We start from the raw sequence: 17,860 nt of genomic DNA, 5'->3' as shown, positions 1-17,860 counted from the left end.
TCAGGAGTTGAATGTGAGCCGCTCGACCATCCCCGGTGCGATTGCCGCCGTGGCAGCCGCGAGCCTGTTGCTTAGCGCCTGCGGGGGCAGCGATGGCGGCGGCTCGAAGGACGACAAGATCGACGGAGCCGACAGCTCCCCGTCGAAGTCGGCGTCGGCTACGCCCGGCAAGGATGACGGGCGGCCGAAGGTCAGCCTGCCTGCCTACGCGCAGACCAAGTTCGAGGGGCTGTCCACGGGCGACGCGGAGAACGACGAGATCCTCGCAGACACCTCGCGGAGCATCACGGCAACGTACGCCGCGATCCTTGGTGGCGAGACAAGCTCCCCGGCGGTCAGCTACTACAACCGTGGCAAGGCGTTGGCAGGTGCTCACAGCTTCATCAAGGGATGGGTCGACAAGAAGGACAAGTGGGCGGGGGTGATCAGCTATTACGACTGGAAGGTCACCCCGCTGAGCAAGGGAAAAGTGTCGGTCATCTACTGCTCCGACGAAAGCAAGGCGTGGATCACCAAGAATCCGGAGAAGAAGCGCGAGAGTCTGCCGCCCGCCAGTGATGACAGCCTGGTTCTCTACAATGAGCGTGTGGTGAAGGGCGAGCAGGGTGCTTGGGTGGCCGAAGGCCGTTTGGCCAAGCGGGGGGCAAAGGAGTGCCGGCGATGAAGGTGAGCCACAAGCTCGCCGTAGCTGTGGTTGCTATCGCCAGTATCGCTTTGTCGAGCCCTGCCGGCGCAGGTCCACCCGGCGGGGGCGGCCTTGGCGGCAACGGTGACTACGAACAGGACGCCGAGCCCGGCGGCGAAACTGACGGCGACAACGCCATTGCCAAGATCCGCTGGAATATGCGGCAGAACGGCACGGACGATCAGGCCGGAACACCCCCGGCGCCGGTAGGCGACTGGAAGCCGCCGGCGTGCTGGTACGCCCCCAAGTACACGCCGGAGGAGTTCCAGGAGTACGGCCAGCGCTTTATGTACACCGCCAGGCACGACCCCGACGGCCAACAGGTCGCGTCCGATTTCCACGAGAAGTACGTTGCGGGCGAGCCCTACAAGCTCTACAACATGGCGAAGCAGGGCGAGGGCTACTGGTGGGATTCGTTCTATGACGAGGACCAGGTGGACGACCCGTACTCCGCAGGGTGCGACAAGCCCTGGTTCTGGATCGACAAGGGCGATCCGCCCCCGCCGGTGAAGAACGCCCTCAATCCGGAGATCCTTGCCGGCCTGGCCTACGACAAGGTCCGTATCCCCAAGGGCAAGGTCTCCATGTCCCCGCAGGGAAAGCAGACCGTGAATCTGCCGACCTGGATCTGGCTGGACAAGGACACCTTCCACCCGGTCTCCGTCTCCGCAGACGTCGACCTCCTCAACCTGCACGTAACCACCACCGCAAAGCCCGTCAGCATGACGCTCGACCCGGGCACCGACGACGCCCAGGTCCACCCCGCAGGCGGCACGTGCACCTTCAACAAGGACGGCTCCCTCGGCACCCCCTACACCAAGGGCCGCGCCAAGGAGACCCCACCTTGTGGCGTGACGTACAACCGCTCGACGGAGAACACCGGCCCGTACACCCTCAAGGCCACCATCACGTGGGAAATGAGCTGGACGGGTACGGGCAACCCGGACCCGGTCGACCTCCCGGACGCCACCTTCGAGACCACGACGGACGTCGAGGTACGGGAAGTCCAGACGGTCACCCGCTGACGCTGCAGCGCGCCCCGGGAAGGTCAGGCGGCTCTGCCCGAGGCCTCTGATGCGTCTTGCTCTCGGCACTCCCGGCAGCGTCCCGGTTCTCGCGCCCGGAACGGGCTGTCGCAGCCAGGGCATTCCTGTAGCCGGAGCGGTGGGGTGACCGTCGCAGATGGAGGAACGGGTTCGGGCGGCAGGTGCGCCGCGAGGCGGTGGGCGATGATGCGGGCTGGGCGGCTGCGCAGGTGCTGGGGCAGGTCGTCCGTGAGGGCCTGGATGATGGTGCGCGGCTCGGTGTCGCGCTTGAGCCATTCAGTTACGGCGTGGGCGAGAAGCGGGGTTTCCGCTTCGGAGAAGTGCAGCCGTGGATCCCGTTCGCGCAGGCCGGCGAGGATGGCGAGGGAACGGGGATCCGGCGGCTGGGTTGAGATGGCTAGCGGCGCTGGTTGGGCGGGTTTGTGCTGTGCTGGGGCCTGGGGTTGCTCCTCCGCAGCCGCAGCCGCAGCCGCGGGCGGCAGTGCCGGTGCGCGCGTAGCAACCGGTACGCCACTGGGAGCGGCGTTGTCAGGCCGCCCAGGAAGCTCTCGGATCTCCGGAACCGCCGTGTCCTGTACGACCGTTGCCCCAGCCTGGGTATAGGCGAGTGTCCGGGTGACGACGCGGCCGCGATCCGCGCGCTCTAAGCGGCGCTCGATCCAGCCGGCGTCCTGCAACTCACGCAGGGCACGAGCGATACGGATCTCACCTTCGCGAAACTTCTTGCACAGCGCCTTGATGCTGATGGGCGCCCCTTCGGGCAGCGACAGGATGTACGCGCCGATGCCGAGGGTCAGCGCGCTTTCGGTGCGCTGCAGCAGGTCGTTGGACAGGACGGTGAAGTTCTTCGTCAGCGGCACTCGCACGTGGTGCAGGCCGCCCTGCGGGAACTCTGCGGAGGCACCCTTGGGCGCGTTAGACTTGGCATCAGCCATCGGGAAGAGGCTACTTCCTGGAAGGTCAGGCCCTCGCCTGGGATCGCTAGTCCCTGCGGGGGCCGAGTTATTTTCGGGTTGTCGCGGCGAGCATAACCCCACCCGAACCCCACTCCCGCACCAAGTCACCCCATCGGGTGAGCAGTTGGCGACGGAGGACGGGCGGGGGAGTTCTTTCCCAGGATTCTTTAGGAGGCTCGTGAACCACCGGGCAGTGGATACCCCGGCCCCGGTCGCAAGCCACCGCCTCGCGGTTCCCCACGACCCGGCGCGACCTGCACACCACCACCCGCCCAGGTACGCAAGAGGTCCCGAAGCCGTTAGAGGAGCGGCCCGCGGAGGGCGGGCAGCGACGCGCTATTCGGTCAGTCGTTCCTGGCTGAACTCGAGAAGCTCCGCGAGCCCGATACCGCGAGGCTCGCCGGACTGGGTGGTCCAGTCGGCGAGGTGCCAGCCGTCGTACCACATCACGCGCCAGACCCTCCCGTGCCGGTTCTCGAACTCCACGATGCTCTCTCGACCGCCTTCGATGTCCCGAAGCTCCTGGTACAACCGCTCCGGTTCGGCGAAGCCGCGGTCCGACCCCACACTGCGCCCGCGCGTCTTGGTGTTGATGTAGCGCATCTTCAGGAACGGGTGCGGCCCTCGGGCCAAGTTATTCGGACGGATCATGTCGAATCGGGTGTACGCCTCCTCGGGCGACTCTGTCCCGGAGAACTCACAGGAGAAGGCCGGGAAGATGACGCGCACGTGGGGGGTGAGCTCCGGCATCTGGTAGGCGTAGAAGTTGTGCACTTCTGGTGAGGTGGCCGCGACAGTGTCGAAAGCGAAGCCAGGTGGAGGCGTAAACCCACCCATGAAACCGAGGTGCGGGTTCTCGCGGAACATCACGCCCTCGTGCTCCCGCCCGAACCGCAGCACGGCAAGGGCCAGTTCCTCGCCGTACGTATCGCGGGCGCTCATCTGGAGCAGCCGCCGACCGTCAGCAGAAAGCCCCCCTGCGAAGTCAATTCCGGGTGCGGGGGACCAATACCACGCATCCTCAAGCCCGACGAGAGAAGCCGCGTTACGGAACCCGGTCACGGTGTCGCGGAGGCTCAGCATGCCGGACCACCACTCCCAGTGACCCGAGCGTTGGGCCTGTGCACCCACCCGTTCCCAGAGTCCCGCTCGTTGACTGCCTTCTGCGCTGGACGCACCGGCGCCGCACTCCGGCTCACGGGATATGACCCGGCTTCGTGGGATCCACCTCCACCGAAACGATGACGTCCGCATCCACCCGGATCCACACCCAGTAATCCTTGTGGCAGCACTGACACTCCGCGTATCCTTCGTCGGCATAGGTGCCGTTCGGCGGCCGGCCGTTGGGGTTGCGCAAGCCTTTGGTCCCCCACTCTACGCGGCTGCCCAGGGAGTATTCGCGGAAGTCGAGCAACCCGAAAGCGAATTGGATGTCGACCGTGCATTGCTCTCCGCAGCGTGGGCACCTCAGCTCGGCGGTCAGGCTGTTGTACACGCCCAACAGATTACCCTTCGAATCGCGTCCGGTACCTGCATGGTATGGATCACGAAGTTGGACAATCCCTTCTGTGAACCTCTTTCATCCTGTGTCGCAGGGATGAAATGGCCTGGTCAGCGGTGGTCCGTGACGTGGCAGAGCCCCTCGTCGTTCAGGTGGTGATCTCACTCAGCACCGGGCGACCAAAGGGGCTCTGTTGGTTGCGTATCCTGCCACGCTCGACGTCCCGCATGAGCTCGTCGAGCACGTGTCGTGGCTCATCTACGCCCGAAGGCATGAACGCGGCACGCGTTGGCGGAAGTTGGGCTGCTTCAAGCAGGCCCTGCTGGCCCTGGCTCACCTGCGCAAAAACGAGCCGCTCGCCCAGGTGGGCGCCGGGTTCGGGGTCTCGGAGGCGACCGCCTGGCGGTATGTGGACGAGACCATCGAGGTCCTGGCCGCCTGGGCACCGGGCCTGCGCGAAGCCCTGGTCGGCCTCGGCGAGGGCGACTTCGTCATCATCGACGGCACCCTGATCCCTATCGACCGCGTCGCCGCGGACGAGCCGTACTACTCGATGAAACACCGAAAACACGGCATGAACGTGCAGGTCGTCGCGGCCCCGGACGGCACTCCGCTGTGGTTCTCCCGCGCCACCCCGGGACGGACGCATGACCTGACCGCCGCCCGCGCCCACGGGATCATCGAAGCCTGTCTGACCCGGCAGATCCTGATCCTGGCGGATCGCGCCTACCAAGGTGCCGGCGCCACCGTGCGCACCCCGTACAAAAACCACCACGAACAGCCCGAGCACTACCAGCAATTCGACCGCGACCACGCTCGGCTCCGCGCACCCGGCGAGCGCGCCTTCGCCCGGCTCAAGTCCTGGGGGATCTTGCGACGAGCCCGCTGCAGCACCCGCCGCATCGGACCCATCGTCGCCGCCGTCCATACCCTGCTGACCTGCGACTATTCAGGATGAAAGAGGTTCTGTGACAGCCTCGTAGCAATCGCTTTGGCGAAGGCCACCAGTGCGGCGTCGCCACGGGCATGCCCGACTTCATCACCTTCGCGAACATCTCTCGGAATTCTGGAGTCGACGACAGTCTGCGAGCATCTGTGGCATTGAGCGGATCTGATCGCGGCCGGTGGGGGTGAACGGGGCGGCAGCTGGTCGCCCCGTGCCCGTGACGCGGCAAAGCTCCTCGCGGTTACCGGGAGTGCCAACTTCCAACCAGCGCATGGAGCTTCGTGGTCACTTATCGTGCCACCCTCGACGTCCCCTCCGACTTGGTTTCCTGGCACCTGGCGAGCCTGACCCCCCTGGGACCAGGCCATCATGTTCCTGGTCCTCCTCGCCAAGTGTGACACATTCGCCCAGTTCGGCGCCCACTTCGGCGTCGCCACCGACACCGCCTGGCGGTACGTCAACGAAGCCATCGACGCCCTGACCGGGCTGGCCCCCACCCTGGTCACCGAGGACAACGACGATCCGCCCTACAACGCCAAGCACCGCGACCACGGCATGAACCTCCGGGGCATCACCACCGCAGGTGAGCTGGTGTTGTTCGGCGAGGCACGGCCCGGCTCGCCGCCGACCGCCACGACGACATCATCGAGACGGTGACCGACGCCGACGTCGAAACCACCGCTGACTCCGGCTACCAGGGCGCCGGCCGAACGCGCCTTCGCCGAGCTCAAGCGCTGGCGGGTACTGCAGCGAATACGGATCAGCTCGAACCGGATCACCAGGGTCGTCCACGCGACCTTCGTCATCCACCGCGTACAGCGGTCACTCACCCGAGCGTAGATCGGAAATGCTCAGTGCTGCTGGGGCATCGTGCTTCATTGCCAGTAGCCTAATCGCTTCGGACTTCCGAGTAGTTCTCCCGAAGGAATATCGACGACAGATCCACTCCCATCTTCGCGAGCTGTCGGTGTCGGTTCTTGAACGCGCCTGCTCGGTGGACCGAGGCGTTGTCCAGGGCGAGTGCATGTGTACGCCCCCCCCATTACCTTCTTCGTAGTCCTGCAACGGGACTACCGGCCTTCGGAGTTGGCATGACTACCTCCCCTTGTCGAGTGCATGGCCCGGGGGGTGGTGTCACCAGCTCCGAAGGCACTGACAGACCGCTGATTAGGGGCATGACCACCGGCCTTTCCCCAGGTCGGGAGGTTCTTCGTAATGTGGATGTGGCGATCAGTGCCGTGGCGAGGCCGGGTGAACAGCACCGAAGGAACCACGACGTGATCGACACCAGCGACATCGACGTCTTCCTCGGCCTGGACGTCGGCAAAGGCGAACACCACGCCACCGCCGTCACCGCGGCCGGCAAGAAAGCCTTCGACCGACGCCTGCCCAACAGCGAACCCAAACTCCACGAGGTCTTCGCGAAACTGCAGGCCAAACACGGAACCGTGCTGGTCGTCGTCGACCAGCCGGCTTCCATCGGAGCCCTGCCGCTGGCCGTCGCCCGCAACATGGGATGCCCGGTCGCCTATCTGCCGGGCCTGACGATGCGGCGGATCGCCGATCTCTATCCGGGTGAGGCCAAAACCGACGCCCGCGACGCGTTCATCATCGCCGACGCGGCCCGCTCGATGCCTCACACCCTCCGCTCCATCGACCTGGACGACGAGACCGTCGCCGAGCTGGAGATGCTCGTCGGCTTCGACGACGACCTGGTCGCCGAGGCAAACCGGCTCTCCAACCGGCTTCGCGGCCTGTTCACGCAGGTCCACCCGCACCTGGAACGAGTGCTCGGCCCGCGCATGCAGCACCCAGCCGTCCTGGCCCTGCTGGAGAGGTTCGGCTCGCCCGCCCAGATCCGCCAGGCCGGACGCCGCCAGGTCACCAATCTGATGCGTCCCAAAGCCCCGCGGATGGCCATCCGCTTGGCCGGGGACATCTTCACCGCGCTCGACGAACAGACCGTCGTCGTCCCGGGCACCGAAGCAGCCGCACTGATCGTCCCGAGTCTGGCCCGGTCCCTGACCGCCGTGCTCGACCAGCGTCGGCTGCTGGAGAAGCGGCTCGAAGAACTGCTGGAGGCCCACCCTCTTGCCGCCGTCCTGACGTCGATGCCGGGCGTCGGCGTCAGGACCGCGGCCCGCCTCCTCATCGACGTCGGCGACGGCACCAGGTTTCCCTCGGCCGCCCACCTCGCCGCCTATGCGGGACTCGCTCCGACGACCCGCAGTTCCGGCTCCTCCATCCGCGGCGAACAACAATCCAGGAGAGGAAACAAGCAGCTCAAGCGGGCCTTCTTCCTCTCCGCATTCGCCGCCCTGTCCGATCCCGCCTCCCGCACCTACTACGACAAAAAGATCAAGGAGGGCAAGCACCACACCCAGGCCATCCTCTGCCTCGCCCGCCGCCGAGCCGACGTGCTCTTCGCGATGCTCCGCGACGGCACCTTCTACCAACCGTCAACCCCATGACCAGCTCAGGAGTTCAACCCGCCCAATCATTCTCCGCCCGAAGCCGCTGACGAGCCGCCTCAAGCCGCCGGCCATAGTCCGCCGCGAACAACTCAGGAAGCGTCTTGTCCAACGTTCCGGCAATGCGATGGATCGGTGACCACACGGCCGGATCGTCGATGACACGACTCAGGTCCGTCATCTGCAGCTTCTCCAACCAGTCCGACAACACCAATGCCTGATCGCTCGTGAGCTCGATCGTGATCCGGCTCTCGCTCATGCGCCCCCCACCCCCTAGGCACTCACCTTCGACCACACGAACCTACTGACCCTCGCCCCTTGACCGAACACATAGGGGCACCCCCCCCCCACTACCGGCGCCGGTCTACCCGGTCAGCTGGGCACGGCTGAACTCGAGTAGTTCATCGAGGCCGATCGCGCGGAAGCCTCCGGACTGGGAGGTCCGGTCTGCGACGCTAGCCGACCGCTCAGTGAGATTTGGGGAAGTCTGCGATCGGCTCGAAGGTGTGCGCAGTAGCCGGATGGCGGCTGGAGAGGAGATTGGATCGCACTGCCCCGCTCAGTGAGCCCTTTCCAACCTGACGGCGTGGCCTGGCGGTTGGCGGGCTGTACGAACCGGCGAAGCTCCTGGTAGACGGGTTCACGACCAAGATCACCCGTGCCGACCAGGAGCTTCGTGTGCTTGTCTATCCATCGGCGATCGATCTGTCCAGTGCCCACCTGCGCCGCCTCGCGGGGCATCTCACGGTTCGCCGCCGCGAGATCGGCACCCGGTGGCGCCGTGTCACGCCGGGCCGTCAGGCTCTGCTGGTCCTGGCCCATCTGCGGTGCGGCGACACCTATGCCCAGCTCGCCGCCGGGTTCGGCATCGGGATCGCGACGGTCTACCGCTACGTCCGCGAGGCGATAGAGGTCCTGGCCGCGCTGGCTCCCAGCCTGGCCGAGGCGATGCGGACCGCGAGCCGCCTGGCCTTCGTGATCCTCGACGGGACGCTGCTGCCGATCGACCGGATCGCCGCCGACACCCCGTACTACTCCGGCAAACACAAGCGGCACGGCATGAACGTCCAGGTCCTCACCGATCCCTTCGGGCGGCTGCTGTGGGCCTCGCCCGCGCTGCCCGGCTCAACCCATGACCTGACCGCCGCCCGCACCCACGGCATCGTCGACGCGCTCGCCGAAGCCGGCCTCAAGTGCTGGGCCGACAAGGCGTACCAGGGCGCCGGCGGACCCGTCCGGGTGCCGTTTCGTGGCCGTCGCCTCAAGCGGTGGCAGCGTCAGCACAACAGCACACACGCCAAGATCCGCTGCCTCGGCGAGCAGGCCATGGCCACCCTCAAGGGCTGGCGCCTCCTGCGGAAGCTCCGGTGCAGCACGAACCGCATCACCAACTTCGTGAAGGCCATCCTCGTCCTTCACCACGCGTCAGTGTGAGGTTGGAAAAGGCTCAGTGTCGACACGATGAATTCGAGGCAGCCCATGTCATGGTGCTCCCATTCATCTCCTCTGGCCTCGTTCACCATCACGGTCCATTCATCGGGTGACTTCCCCGACCGGGCTAGCCAGTAGACGAACTCGCCGTTATCGGTGGATGCCCAGGGGATGAGGCGGTTATCCGGGTCTGTCAGTTCTTCGGGTTTCGGCTCGCCGGACTTCCAGAGCATCTCCAGGGACTCCGCACGCTCCTCCGCTGCCAGGATAAGGTCGTAGCTGGGCTTTTCGCAGCCAGGAGCAAGGATCCAGAGGTACTCATCGAAGCGTCCGGCTCCGTAACGGTCGATGGTGTGGACGTAGTCGGACGGCAGTTCGTGCCCCAGCGCGGCGAATGCCTCGTCCCAGTTCGGCCGTGAGATCTCTGCGGCCCCGGGTGGTGCCACGCGGACCAGGTCGGACAAATCTGCTGGCATCATCTACTCCTGTTCAGAATGGTGACGATGTTGGTGCCGGAATCGGCGCCCTCCCGGCGCAACTGGGTCACCAACTTGCCGAAGGCACGCGGGTTCAGCCCGGTGAACGGCTCTATCCAGGACGGCGTAGACGCCGTGATCACACCAGCCGCGGGCAAGATCATCTCATTCACGAACTGCGGCGTCCGCACGGAACTGGTCGACGTCCGGGCACGCGATCGGCGGCATTTCGTAGCCTCGGCATCATGAAGCTGGTGCGTAACGTGATCGTGTTCGATGCAGCCGACCTGACCGCCGAAAGCGCCTTCTGGGCCCGGATCTTCTGCGGCCACGTCTTTGAGGATGAGGCATGGCACAGCGTTGTCGACGCCGACGGGGAGTGGCGGGTCGGCGTGCAGCTGGCACCGAACCACGTTCCTCCCGAGTGGCCACACGGGGTCCCTCAGCAAGTGCATCTCGACCTCCACGTCGAAGACCCACGAGCCGCTCACGAACAGGCAATCTCCCTCGGCGCCCGGCTGCTCCAGCCAGCTCATGACCTGGACAGCGACGAAGGCCATCAGGTGTACGCCGACCCAGCCGGACACCCGTTCTGTATCGGCTGGGGACACCCGTCCCAAGAGGCGCTCGCCGCGTTCGTCGCCGACCGGCTCGCGTGAAGCAACCACTCCCTCAGCCAGGCGACGACGGTTCCGGCAACGGCACCCCTGGAGGGCATCTTCTGCGTCGCTGCAGCCACGCGATCAGCGGTTACGGGACAAGTCTAGGCGCCGTGCCACGGAATAGCGTTGACACTCATCCGGCCTCCGCAGGAGCGGCATGGCTGATCAACCCCTGCCCAACACGTCGCTTACCGCTTCGAAGTCACCGTGAGACACTTTCAGGAGGAGGTCAACTACTGTATCCCAACTCCCAAGAGTGACCTGTCGAGGCTCAATGTCGGGATCTTCGACGTTCTCCCACAACACCGTCTTGTCCCCGTAAACACTCAGCGTCCACCCAGACTCATGCCCCAGCGAAACATCCGGGTGCTCCTCATCCGCATTTTGAAGCCGGGACAGGATGTTTCGAATTTGCACCTCGGTCGGCTCGTCGACCGCAGCCCCCATGACATCGTTCATGTAGTAGGACATTTGCCACCTCCTGCTGTTCGGTGGGGCGCCGCACGGTTCCATCCGGCAAGTCCGAATGCACTCATGCGGCCAACACTTCCTCAGGCTGATGTCGGGTGCGGTCTCTTCGGCGAGGTCGAAGGCACCTTCAGAGCGCGTCACCTGGCCTACGGTCTCTTGCATTCGCCATGATTTCTGAGGCATTATTTGTTCCGCCAGGGGTTCGGGAATGCAGGTCCCCAATTGCCCTGCTCGTAAGAGAAGTGCACTCAGTTTCGGATCGTGGTCCTGCCCACTCGCCCGTGATTCTATTCTTGAATGTGCTACTTGATTCCCTGGATGATCTTCTCCAGCGCCCGGTCGCCGTCTTCTGCTAGGAGGAGAACGTCGTCTCTTCCGATATAGACTGCACCGGTTGGCGTCATCCCCAGGTACCAGTTGCGGCGGTCCGTCATTCCGAGTGGGTAAAGTTCGACACCTGCCAGTTCACGAAGCGCATCGTAGATCTCCCGGTCCCACCGGGCCAGAGCGGGGTTGAGGTCGATCTCTGCCCGCCCCATGGTGATGCCAGCACCTCGGTCCGGGATGTACAGCCCTCCGAACTCTGCTAGGAAACGTTGGGCGGCAGGGTGGATCTCGAACTCGTCATGCTCCTGCAGCGCTCGTTCCCACTCTGCCGTGGGGACGTAGCGTCCTGGGTGCCAGCCGGCCTCCCGCAATACCTGATCGGTATCCGCCGACCATCGTTGCCCGGAGCCACTCTGTTGCATCTCCAGGTCACCGCCGTAATTCCGAGCTGGTCAAGTGCATGTTGGCATGAGTCGCGAAGGGGGCTCGACGCAATAGCCCCAAGCTATGGCGAACTCACCTTCCTGCAATCACCTAGAGATACGGAGCGCCGCAAACGCGTCGTCGACCGCCGCTCCGACGGTAGTCACGCTTCCCCTCCGAAAATCTTCTCCACTGCTTCGTCACCGGTCTCGGCGAGGAGGAACGCGTCGTCCATTCCGTAGTAGACGGCCCCAGTTGTTGTCATGCCGAGGTATGCGTTGCGGTTGTTCTTCATGCCGATGGAGTAGGGTTCGGCGCCTGCTCCCTCGCTGAGGTCTTCAAAGATTTCCTGGTCCCACTTGGCCAGTGTGGGGTCGAAGAAAGTCTCTGCAGACACCGGAGCGATGCTGCCTTCGAATACACGCGTCAAGGTTAGCCCGCCGAATTCGGCCAGGAATTGTTGCGCAGCAGGATGGATCGCGAAGTGGCCCTGTTCCCGCAACACATGCTCCCAGTCCGCGGTGGACAATGAACGCCCCGGATGCCAGCCAACTTCCCTTAGACGCCGCTCTGCTTCCGGCGGCCATCGCTGCTCAGGTCCGTTCTGCATATCTAGTTCACCGCCAAAATTCAGAGGTTCTCATCACAGCTGCCGCGTGCGGTGAATTGAGGCAACCGCTAGTCGTGCGCGGAGAGGGCACCGGCCTTGACATGCTTGGGGACCGATACGCATTGCCGTGTGTCATTCTATCGCCTCGATCAGGAGGCAGGTTCAGCTCACTGGAGGACGATCTGGTGCTCGTGTCGTGGGTCGGCGGCGCACGCGAAGACGTTCAACGACCCGTCCCTGCCCACGTGGATCTCCGTTGGATGCTTGTTGTCCGCAGGGTTAGGAGTCTCGCGGTCCTCGACCGGCGTCCAGCTGGACACACCGCCCTCCCATTCGTAGGTGGCGATGGTGAGGAGGAGCTTCATCTGGCTGCCGCACGAGCAAGTAACCTCGCCCGGGCCGCTCACATTCCACTTCGCGAAGCCGCCGACCTTCCAACCTGGTGCGATGGACAGGTCGCTCTCGTAGCTGAGGAACTCCTCGTCGTCCTCCTCAGCCTCTTCCTCAAGTCCCATCTCCCATTCCTCGATGCGCTCTTGTAGGTCGCTGTCGAGTAGTTCGACGTACTCGTACTCCGCGACCTGTTCGGCGGCAATGACGCAGGGCTCGGGGACGTAGCCGTCGAATCCGACGACCTCCGGAAGCGGGGGCGTCGTCAGCACTTCCCCGCACCGCGACGAGTCACGCCACTCCACGTGAACAGAGACAGTCCCCTGCCGGCCATGCCCATCAAAGGGGCACCACAGCACCTGAACGAGATCGGCGCCTGGCGGTGCCTCCAGCCCGGGGATGTCCTTGGTGAAGAACTGAGCGACCGGCAGCATCGGGACCGGCGCCGTCTCGTCGAGATCGGGCACCTGGTGCTCTTCGCGGAGGGTGGCAAGCAGTGCCCGGTCTTCCTCCGTGGGGCTGAAGCCGGCATCACGACTCTCGGCCTCGCGCTGCATTGCCCGCTCACGGTGCACATCGGGTACTCGACGGCCTCGGTTGCGCGGATGCGCTTGGCGGCAGGTGGGCCATGGTTCGTCCGTCGGCCACAACAGCGGCCCGCCGATGGAGCTGTCGTGAATCTTAGGCACTCCAGGCCGGGGATGGAGCCGGGTACTGACGGCGCGGTGCGCTGCCAGCTCGGGGAAGATCTGCTCGATCTCAAGAGGACGGGGTGGGGTGGTCCGAGTCATCGTCATCCTTTCCCCAAAAGGGTTCTATCAGGTGACGGCCGTCCGCACACCTGCAGCGGGATTATCCAGTACATCTGTCAGCTGAAATCCTCGATCACCGAATGCGGATATTTCGAGCTGGATCGGTATGGGGTTGGTTCCTTCGTAAATAGGCTTCACCGAGTATTGGACGTTCTGTCCAGGAATGCCGTTCGCGGTATCGCCCTTTACCGCATTGTAAACCCTGGCTTCGATAGCCTTCATGACTGGGGTGTTGGTCGGGTTCTGGGTGAGGGTCACAAGGTTGTGTCGCGCGAGGGGCCCCTTCCCTGGGCCGCCGAGGCGGTTGGCCAACAGGTGGCCGCGTGCCTCATTGAAGTCAGTGCCGTTGCCTCGCCAGCCCGGTGTCCGGGTCGACCCTGCTTCTGTTCCCTTGTCGAGCATTTCTCTGCGCAAGGACGCCCACACGCCTGTGGGCCTGCCGAGGTCGTCCAACTTACCGAACCGGACACTGCCGTCCCACTTGTACTTGTCCTGCAGGCAGGACTTCGGAACCAGGCCGAGCGGGTCGCTCCAAGTCTGTGGGTTAGTCGTGTAGGCGACGGGGTTGGGCGCCGGTGCGAGACCGAAGGGGTCAGGGGAGGTGTAGCGGGCGGTTTCGGGGTCATAGTGGCGGAGGAAGTTATAGTGCAGGCCGGTCTCGAGGTCGGCGTATTGGCCGGGGAAGCGCAGAGGTGTGTAGGCCGAAGCGTCTCGATTCCAGGCAGTGGTGCCCCACATGGTAGTGCGGGTGCGCCAGGCTACCTCGCCGCTTTCACCGACAAGTTCGGTAGGTGCCCCGACCAGGTCGGTGATGATTGCGAAGAAGCGGCGGTCGACCTCATTCTGGCTCAATTCACCGTTTCGCGAGCGGCATTCGAGCTGGGCCAGGGGATGCTCGTCGTCGTCATACTCCCATGTGGTGACGACGTTGGTGGCCGTGTCGACTTGCTCCGCGAGATTTGTGCCGTCCCAGGTGAAGTAGATGGTCTGCTCAATGGTTTCGCCGTCGGAACCAATGCGGTGTTTGGCGCTGCGTCGGCCCAGCGGGTCGTAGCTGTATCGCCACAGCGTGCCGTCGGGGGTGACGCAGGCCACGAGTTGGTCCTCAGCGTCGTACTCATAGCGCCAGGTGTCGGGTTTGCGGGAGAGCCGCGTTTTCTGCCGCAGTATGGTGCGGCCAGCTCTATCGTGTTCATAGCGGACGGCACCAGCGCTGCGTATTCGGGTTCCGCTGTAGCTGCGCTCACCGCGGGACTCTGGATGCGGTGCCGCATCGGGCCAATGGGCTGCCGTCTGGTTACCGGCCGCGTCATAGGCATAGGACTCGGTCCAGCCGTCAGCCGAGACCTGAAGTGGGCGGCCGACTGAGTCAAGCTCCATACTCCGCTGTTGACCGGTGACCTGATCGACAGTCTCGACCAGATTATCATCGGCCCGATAGCCGTAGCTGCGGGAGTGCAACGTGCGTCCGGGGATATCCAGCTGTTGCCTGACCCGCCGACCACGGGCATCCCAGGTGGTGCTGAGGCTCAGGGGGGCGCTGGACACGCCGAAAGTACGCGTTGTTTCGCGGCCCAGTGCATCGCGGTCGAAGTCGAGGCGATGGCCGCCCAGACTCATGGTCGTGGGGCGGCCAACGGCGTCGATAGCCATTTCGGTATGGACGCCGCTCGGGGTGGTGCGATGGGTGCGCCGTCCTATGGCGTCGAAGCCGAATCGGGTAGTCCGGCCGTCGACGGTTTCGGACAGGACACGGCCTGCGCTGTCGTAGCTCAGCTCCAGGGCGGAGGTAGGCGCAGCGGCCCGGGTCAGGTATCCGGCGGAGTTGTAGGCGTACGTGGTGCGCTTGCCGTCGACATCCTTCGCCAGAATGCGGCCGGCCGGGTCAAGGTCATGCTTGATGAGCTGCCCGAGCGGGGTTGTCCGAGAGACGAAGCGGTCCGCGGCGTCGTAGGAATAGGTGAGGGTGCGGTCGTCGAAGTCCGTTTCGGAGATCAGACGACCTGCTGCGTCATATGTGTAGCGCCACGTCAAACCTTGGGGGTTGGTGACTCGCGTCAGGCGCAGCTCGGTGTCGTGCGCGAAGGTGAAGCGGGCGCCATCGGGCGTGGTGCGGCCTGTGATGGAATCGAAACCACGGGATTCGTAACGGGTGACACCACCGGAGGGGTCCGTGTGTGTGGTGCAGTTGCCTTCCGCATCATAGGACCAGGACTCGTTCGTTCCGTCCGGGTAAGTGCGGCAGCTGAGTTGGCCTTCGGTGGTCCACTCCAGTCGCGTGGTGTTGCCCAACGGATCCGTAACTGTCGACTGGCGGCCCATCGCGTTGTAGTCGTAGCGCGTGACCGCACCCAGCGAGTCTATGACCTCGACTGGCAGACCGGCCTGGTTATAGCGGAATTCGGTGGTCTGACCGAGAGCATCGGTCACCGAGTCGAGCAGCCCGTTGGCCGTATAGGTGAATCGGGCGGTGGCCCCGGTGGGATCGGTTACGGCGGTGCGGTTGCCGTATCCGTCGAACTCTTGGTGCCACGCAGCACCGTCCGTACCGGCAATCACTATCGGCCGACCGGCGTCGTCGTACGCGGAAGCACTCTCCAGACCATCCGGGCCGATGATGGACGTCATCAAGCCAGCTGCGTCGTACTGGACGCGGGTGGTGCTGCCAAGCGCGTCAGTGGTGGCGACGAGACGTCCGTCGTCGTCCCATTCCTGGAAGCGTGTGTGACCGAGTGCGTCAGTCTCTCGGATCAGCCGGTAGGCATCGTTGTACTCGAACGTAGTGGTGTGGCCCAAGGAGTCCGTGTACCGGGTGATCCTCTGGTCTGTGTCATAGCTGATGGAGCAGCCGAGGATGCCGCCAACGCCTTCGCCACGTATGCAACGGTCTTCGTCGTCATAGCTGAACCGGTACCAGGCATCGTTGCGATCGGTCCATGACGTGATACGCGCGTTGTCGTCATAGGCCAGTTGGAACGGCATGCCGGAAGAGTTGTAAATCTCGGATACATTGCCGTCGTCGTTGTAGCTGTAGCGAACAATGTGCGCGCTGTCGGGCAGTTCGTCCGAGCTCAGAAGGCGCAGGCCGATGATGCGGTCGTCGGCGGTATCGACGGCGATGTGGTAGCCGCCGGTGTGCCGCACCGCCATCGGCATGCCGGCGGCGTCGTACTCGAAGGTGATCTCGTTGCCGTTCCGGTCGGTGATCGACTGGGGAAGCAGAATCAGGCGCTCGGGGGCATCGGCGCGGTCGCCTTCCTCGCGACTTGACCCGGGCGTGGCGAATTTGCGGGTGATGCCGGAGCGGGGGTCAAAGATGCTGACAGGGCTGTCGGGTTCTCCGTCCCATTCCAGCGGCCAGCGCGGCCCGGCGAGCGGCGTGACCGGTTGTCCTGCAGCGGGGACGGGATAGGCCAAGACCATTCCGTCCTCGGTGGCGAAGATGGCGCCTTCGCCATCGAGTTCCACGCGCTGGTCAAGAGTGGAGGCCCAGGACTCGCCGAAGTACCGTCCCCAGCGGTAGGTCGACAGGTGAGTGCGCTCGAGAACAAGCGGAAGCTCACCCGGCAGCACCAGGTCGGTGGCCTCCATGAGCATTTCGCCGGAGACCATGTCGATCGGGTCGCCACCCTTGCATCGGCCCGCCGCCGGCTTCGCCTTCTTCAGCAGATCCTTGCCCGAGCGTAGGGCGCCGCGGAGCCCACCAGCGCGTAGGGCTTTGGCTGCGCCTTTGAGGCCTTTGGCGGCGCCGGCGAGGGTGGTGAGGCCTTTGAGGCCGGGGATGCAGTCGAGGGCGGCGAGGCCGACGTCCCAGAGGGTGGCTTGTCCGTTGGCGTATTTGGTGAGGGTGTCGGCGAGGACGATGATGGCGGCGACGACGACGATGGCGGCGAGGATGGGGCCGCCGACGATCATGGCGATGATGCCGACAACGGCGACGATGACTTTGCAGACGGTGACGATGGCGTCCCAGTTGTCGGAGACGAAGTCCAGGCCTTCTTCCCACCAGGAGCGGTTTTGGATGCCGGCGTCGGAGGCGTCCTCGAGTTTGTCCTTGCAGATCCTCGCTGCTTCCTCGCGGATCTCTTTGGCCTCTTGGGCCATGGCCTTGGCGGCGTCGAGGGCGTTTTGTGCGGTGTCGACGGCGCCTTGGGCGTTGTTGCGGGCGGTGGTGGCGTCGTGGGCCTTGCGGGTGGCGGCCCGCACCTGGGCCTCGTCGGGTTTGTCGGCGCCCTTGGCGGTGTCGTATTCCTTGGTCTTGGCGGTGGCGGTCTTCACCCAGTCCTGGGCGGTATCGAGGCGGCCCTGGGCGGCGGTCAGGTCCTGGCGGGCCTCGCGGCCCTTGGCCAGGGCGCGGTTGGACAGGGTCTGGGCGCGTTCGAGTTTCGGCCAGTACGCGGCGATGGCGTCGCCGGCCAGGTCGTAGGAGGTGCGCAGCTTTTTCAGGTTGCCGGGGACGCCGTCGAACTGTTCCTTGAACTTCTTCGCCGACTTCCCCGACCACTTTTGCACCGCGTCCTCGGACGCCATGTTCTTGATCTGGCGCAGTGCGGTGCCGACGTCCTCTGCGAAGTCGTGCAGTTCCCGGGCGAGTTTCTTCACCCGCTCCGGATCCCCCGGCACCGGGTCCTTGTCGAGATCCAGCACATGCCA

General features: G+C 64.7%; 17 protein-coding genes and 1 pseudogene. 7 read left to right on the top strand and 11 right to left on the bottom strand.

Going from position 1 to position 17,860, the window contains the following annotated elements:
- Positions 1–13: 13 nt before the first annotated feature.
- Together ACNNMR_RS19360 and ACNNMR_RS19355 are read left to right on the top strand one after the other, a co-directional pair.
- Complete coding sequence (locus tag ACNNMR_RS19360) at positions 14–664, top strand: hypothetical protein (protein ID WP_419995889.1); 651 nt, start codon at positions 14–16, stop codon at positions 662–664.
- On the top strand, positions 661–1,710 hold the full coding sequence (locus ACNNMR_RS19355) for a hypothetical protein (RefSeq protein ID WP_419995888.1): 1,050 nt from the start codon (positions 661–663) through the stop codon (positions 1,708–1,710). Before ACNNMR_RS19360 ends, ACNNMR_RS19355 begins: the two co-directional genes overlap by 4 nt.
- 23 nt (positions 1,711–1,733) lie before the next feature.
- On the opposite strand, the gene ACNNMR_RS19350 is transcribed toward ACNNMR_RS19355, so the two are convergent.
- The 3 genes from ACNNMR_RS19350 to ACNNMR_RS19340 all read right to left on the bottom strand — a co-directional run bounded on the left by ACNNMR_RS19350 (position 1,734) and on the right by ACNNMR_RS19340 (position 4,182).
- Positions 1,734–2,666 carry a hypothetical protein gene (locus ACNNMR_RS19350; protein WP_419995887.1) on the bottom strand — a complete coding sequence of 311 codons (933 nt, stop codon included), beginning with the start codon at positions 2,664–2,666 and terminating at the stop codon, positions 1,734–1,736.
- Positions 2,667–3,023: 357 nt separating this feature from the next.
- Positions 3,024–3,770, bottom strand: coding sequence for a hypothetical protein (locus ACNNMR_RS19345; protein ID WP_419995886.1), 747 nt, complete (start codon positions 3,768–3,770; stop codon positions 3,024–3,026).
- 112 nt (positions 3,771–3,882) lie between these two features.
- The gene (locus ACNNMR_RS19340) at positions 3,883–4,182 is read right to left on the bottom strand and encodes a hypothetical protein (protein ID WP_419995885.1); all 300 of its coding nucleotides are present in this window, start codon (positions 4,180–4,182) and stop codon (positions 3,883–3,885) included.
- 199 nt (positions 4,183–4,381) lie between these two features.
- Between ACNNMR_RS19340 and ACNNMR_RS19335 the strand changes: the two genes are divergently transcribed.
- The 3 genes from ACNNMR_RS19335 to ACNNMR_RS19325 all read left to right on the top strand — a co-directional run bounded on the left by ACNNMR_RS19335 (position 4,382) and on the right by ACNNMR_RS19325 (position 7,605).
- Positions 4,382–5,146, top strand: a complete 765-nt coding sequence (locus ACNNMR_RS19335) for a transposase family protein (RefSeq protein WP_419995884.1) — start codon at positions 4,382–4,384, stop codon at positions 5,144–5,146.
- A 357-nt stretch (positions 5,147–5,503) separates the two neighbouring features.
- Entirely contained in the window at positions 5,504–5,791 is a 288-nt protein-coding gene (locus tag ACNNMR_RS19330; protein ID WP_419995883.1) for a hypothetical protein, read from the top strand.
- Between the two features lie 620 nt (positions 5,792–6,411).
- Positions 6,412–7,605, top strand: coding sequence for an IS110 family transposase (locus ACNNMR_RS19325; protein WP_419994043.1), 1,194 nt, complete (start codon positions 6,412–6,414; stop codon positions 7,603–7,605).
- Between the two features lie 13 nt (positions 7,606–7,618).
- Here the strand turns inward: ACNNMR_RS19325 and ACNNMR_RS19320 are convergent, their stop codons facing one another.
- The gene (locus ACNNMR_RS19320) at positions 7,619–7,864 is read right to left on the bottom strand and encodes a hypothetical protein (protein WP_419994044.1); all 246 of its coding nucleotides are present in this window, start codon (positions 7,862–7,864) and stop codon (positions 7,619–7,621) included.
- Between the two features lie 419 nt (positions 7,865–8,283).
- Here ACNNMR_RS19320 and ACNNMR_RS19315 point away from each other — a divergent pair, with 419 nt between their 5' ends.
- A complete protein-coding gene (locus ACNNMR_RS19315; RefSeq protein WP_419995016.1) occupies positions 8,284–9,039 on the top strand; it encodes a transposase family protein in 756 nt (251 codons plus the stop codon).
- Here ACNNMR_RS19315 and ACNNMR_RS19310 read toward each other — a convergent pair.
- Together ACNNMR_RS19310 and ACNNMR_RS19305 are read right to left on the bottom strand one after the other, a co-directional pair.
- Positions 9,021–9,512: an SMI1/KNR4 family protein gene (locus tag ACNNMR_RS19310; protein WP_419995882.1), complete on the bottom strand. Its 492-nt coding sequence runs from the start codon at positions 9,510–9,512 to the stop codon at positions 9,021–9,023. The genes ACNNMR_RS19315 and ACNNMR_RS19310 overlap by 19 nt on opposite strands.
- A 38-nt stretch (positions 9,513–9,550) precedes the next feature.
- A pseudogene (locus ACNNMR_RS19305) lies at positions 9,551–9,676 on the bottom strand (IS5/IS1182 family transposase); the annotation flags it as partial.
- Positions 9,677–9,757: 81 nt separating this feature from the next.
- Between ACNNMR_RS19305 and ACNNMR_RS19300 the strand changes: the two are divergent.
- Positions 9,758–10,171 (top strand): VOC family protein, encoded by a 414-nt coding sequence (locus ACNNMR_RS19300; RefSeq protein ID WP_419995881.1) that lies wholly within the window; start codon positions 9,758–9,760, stop codon positions 10,169–10,171.
- Between the two features lie 168 nt (positions 10,172–10,339).
- On the opposite strand, the gene ACNNMR_RS19295 is transcribed toward ACNNMR_RS19300, so the two are convergent.
- The 5 genes from ACNNMR_RS19295 to ACNNMR_RS19275 form a co-directional block, all read right to left on the bottom strand.
- Entirely contained in the window at positions 10,340–10,645 is a 306-nt protein-coding gene (locus ACNNMR_RS19295; protein ID WP_419995880.1) for a hypothetical protein, read from the bottom strand.
- Positions 10,646–10,947: 302 nt separating this feature from the next.
- A complete protein-coding gene (locus tag ACNNMR_RS19290) occupies positions 10,948–11,394 on the bottom strand; it encodes an SUKH-3 domain-containing protein (protein ID WP_419995879.1) in 447 nt (148 codons plus the stop codon).
- 164 nt (positions 11,395–11,558) lie between these two features.
- A complete protein-coding gene (locus ACNNMR_RS19285; protein ID WP_419995878.1) occupies positions 11,559–12,005 on the bottom strand; it encodes an SUKH-3 domain-containing protein in 447 nt (148 codons plus the stop codon).
- Between the two features lie 167 nt (positions 12,006–12,172).
- Entirely contained in the window at positions 12,173–12,952 is a 780-nt protein-coding gene (locus ACNNMR_RS19280; RefSeq protein WP_419995877.1) for a hypothetical protein, read from the bottom strand.
- Between the two features lie 261 nt (positions 12,953–13,213).
- Positions 13,214–17,854, bottom strand: a complete 4,641-nt coding sequence (locus ACNNMR_RS19275) for an RHS repeat-associated core domain-containing protein (RefSeq protein WP_419995876.1) — start codon at positions 17,852–17,854, stop codon at positions 13,214–13,216.
- Positions 17,855–17,860 lie beyond the last annotated feature (6 nt).

This window comes from Streptomyces boninensis, from assembly GCF_048572725.1.
Lineage (GTDB): Bacteria > Actinomycetota > Actinomycetes > Streptomycetales > Streptomycetaceae > Streptomyces > Streptomyces boninensis.
This window is presented reverse-complemented; position numbering and strand designations above follow the sequence as displayed.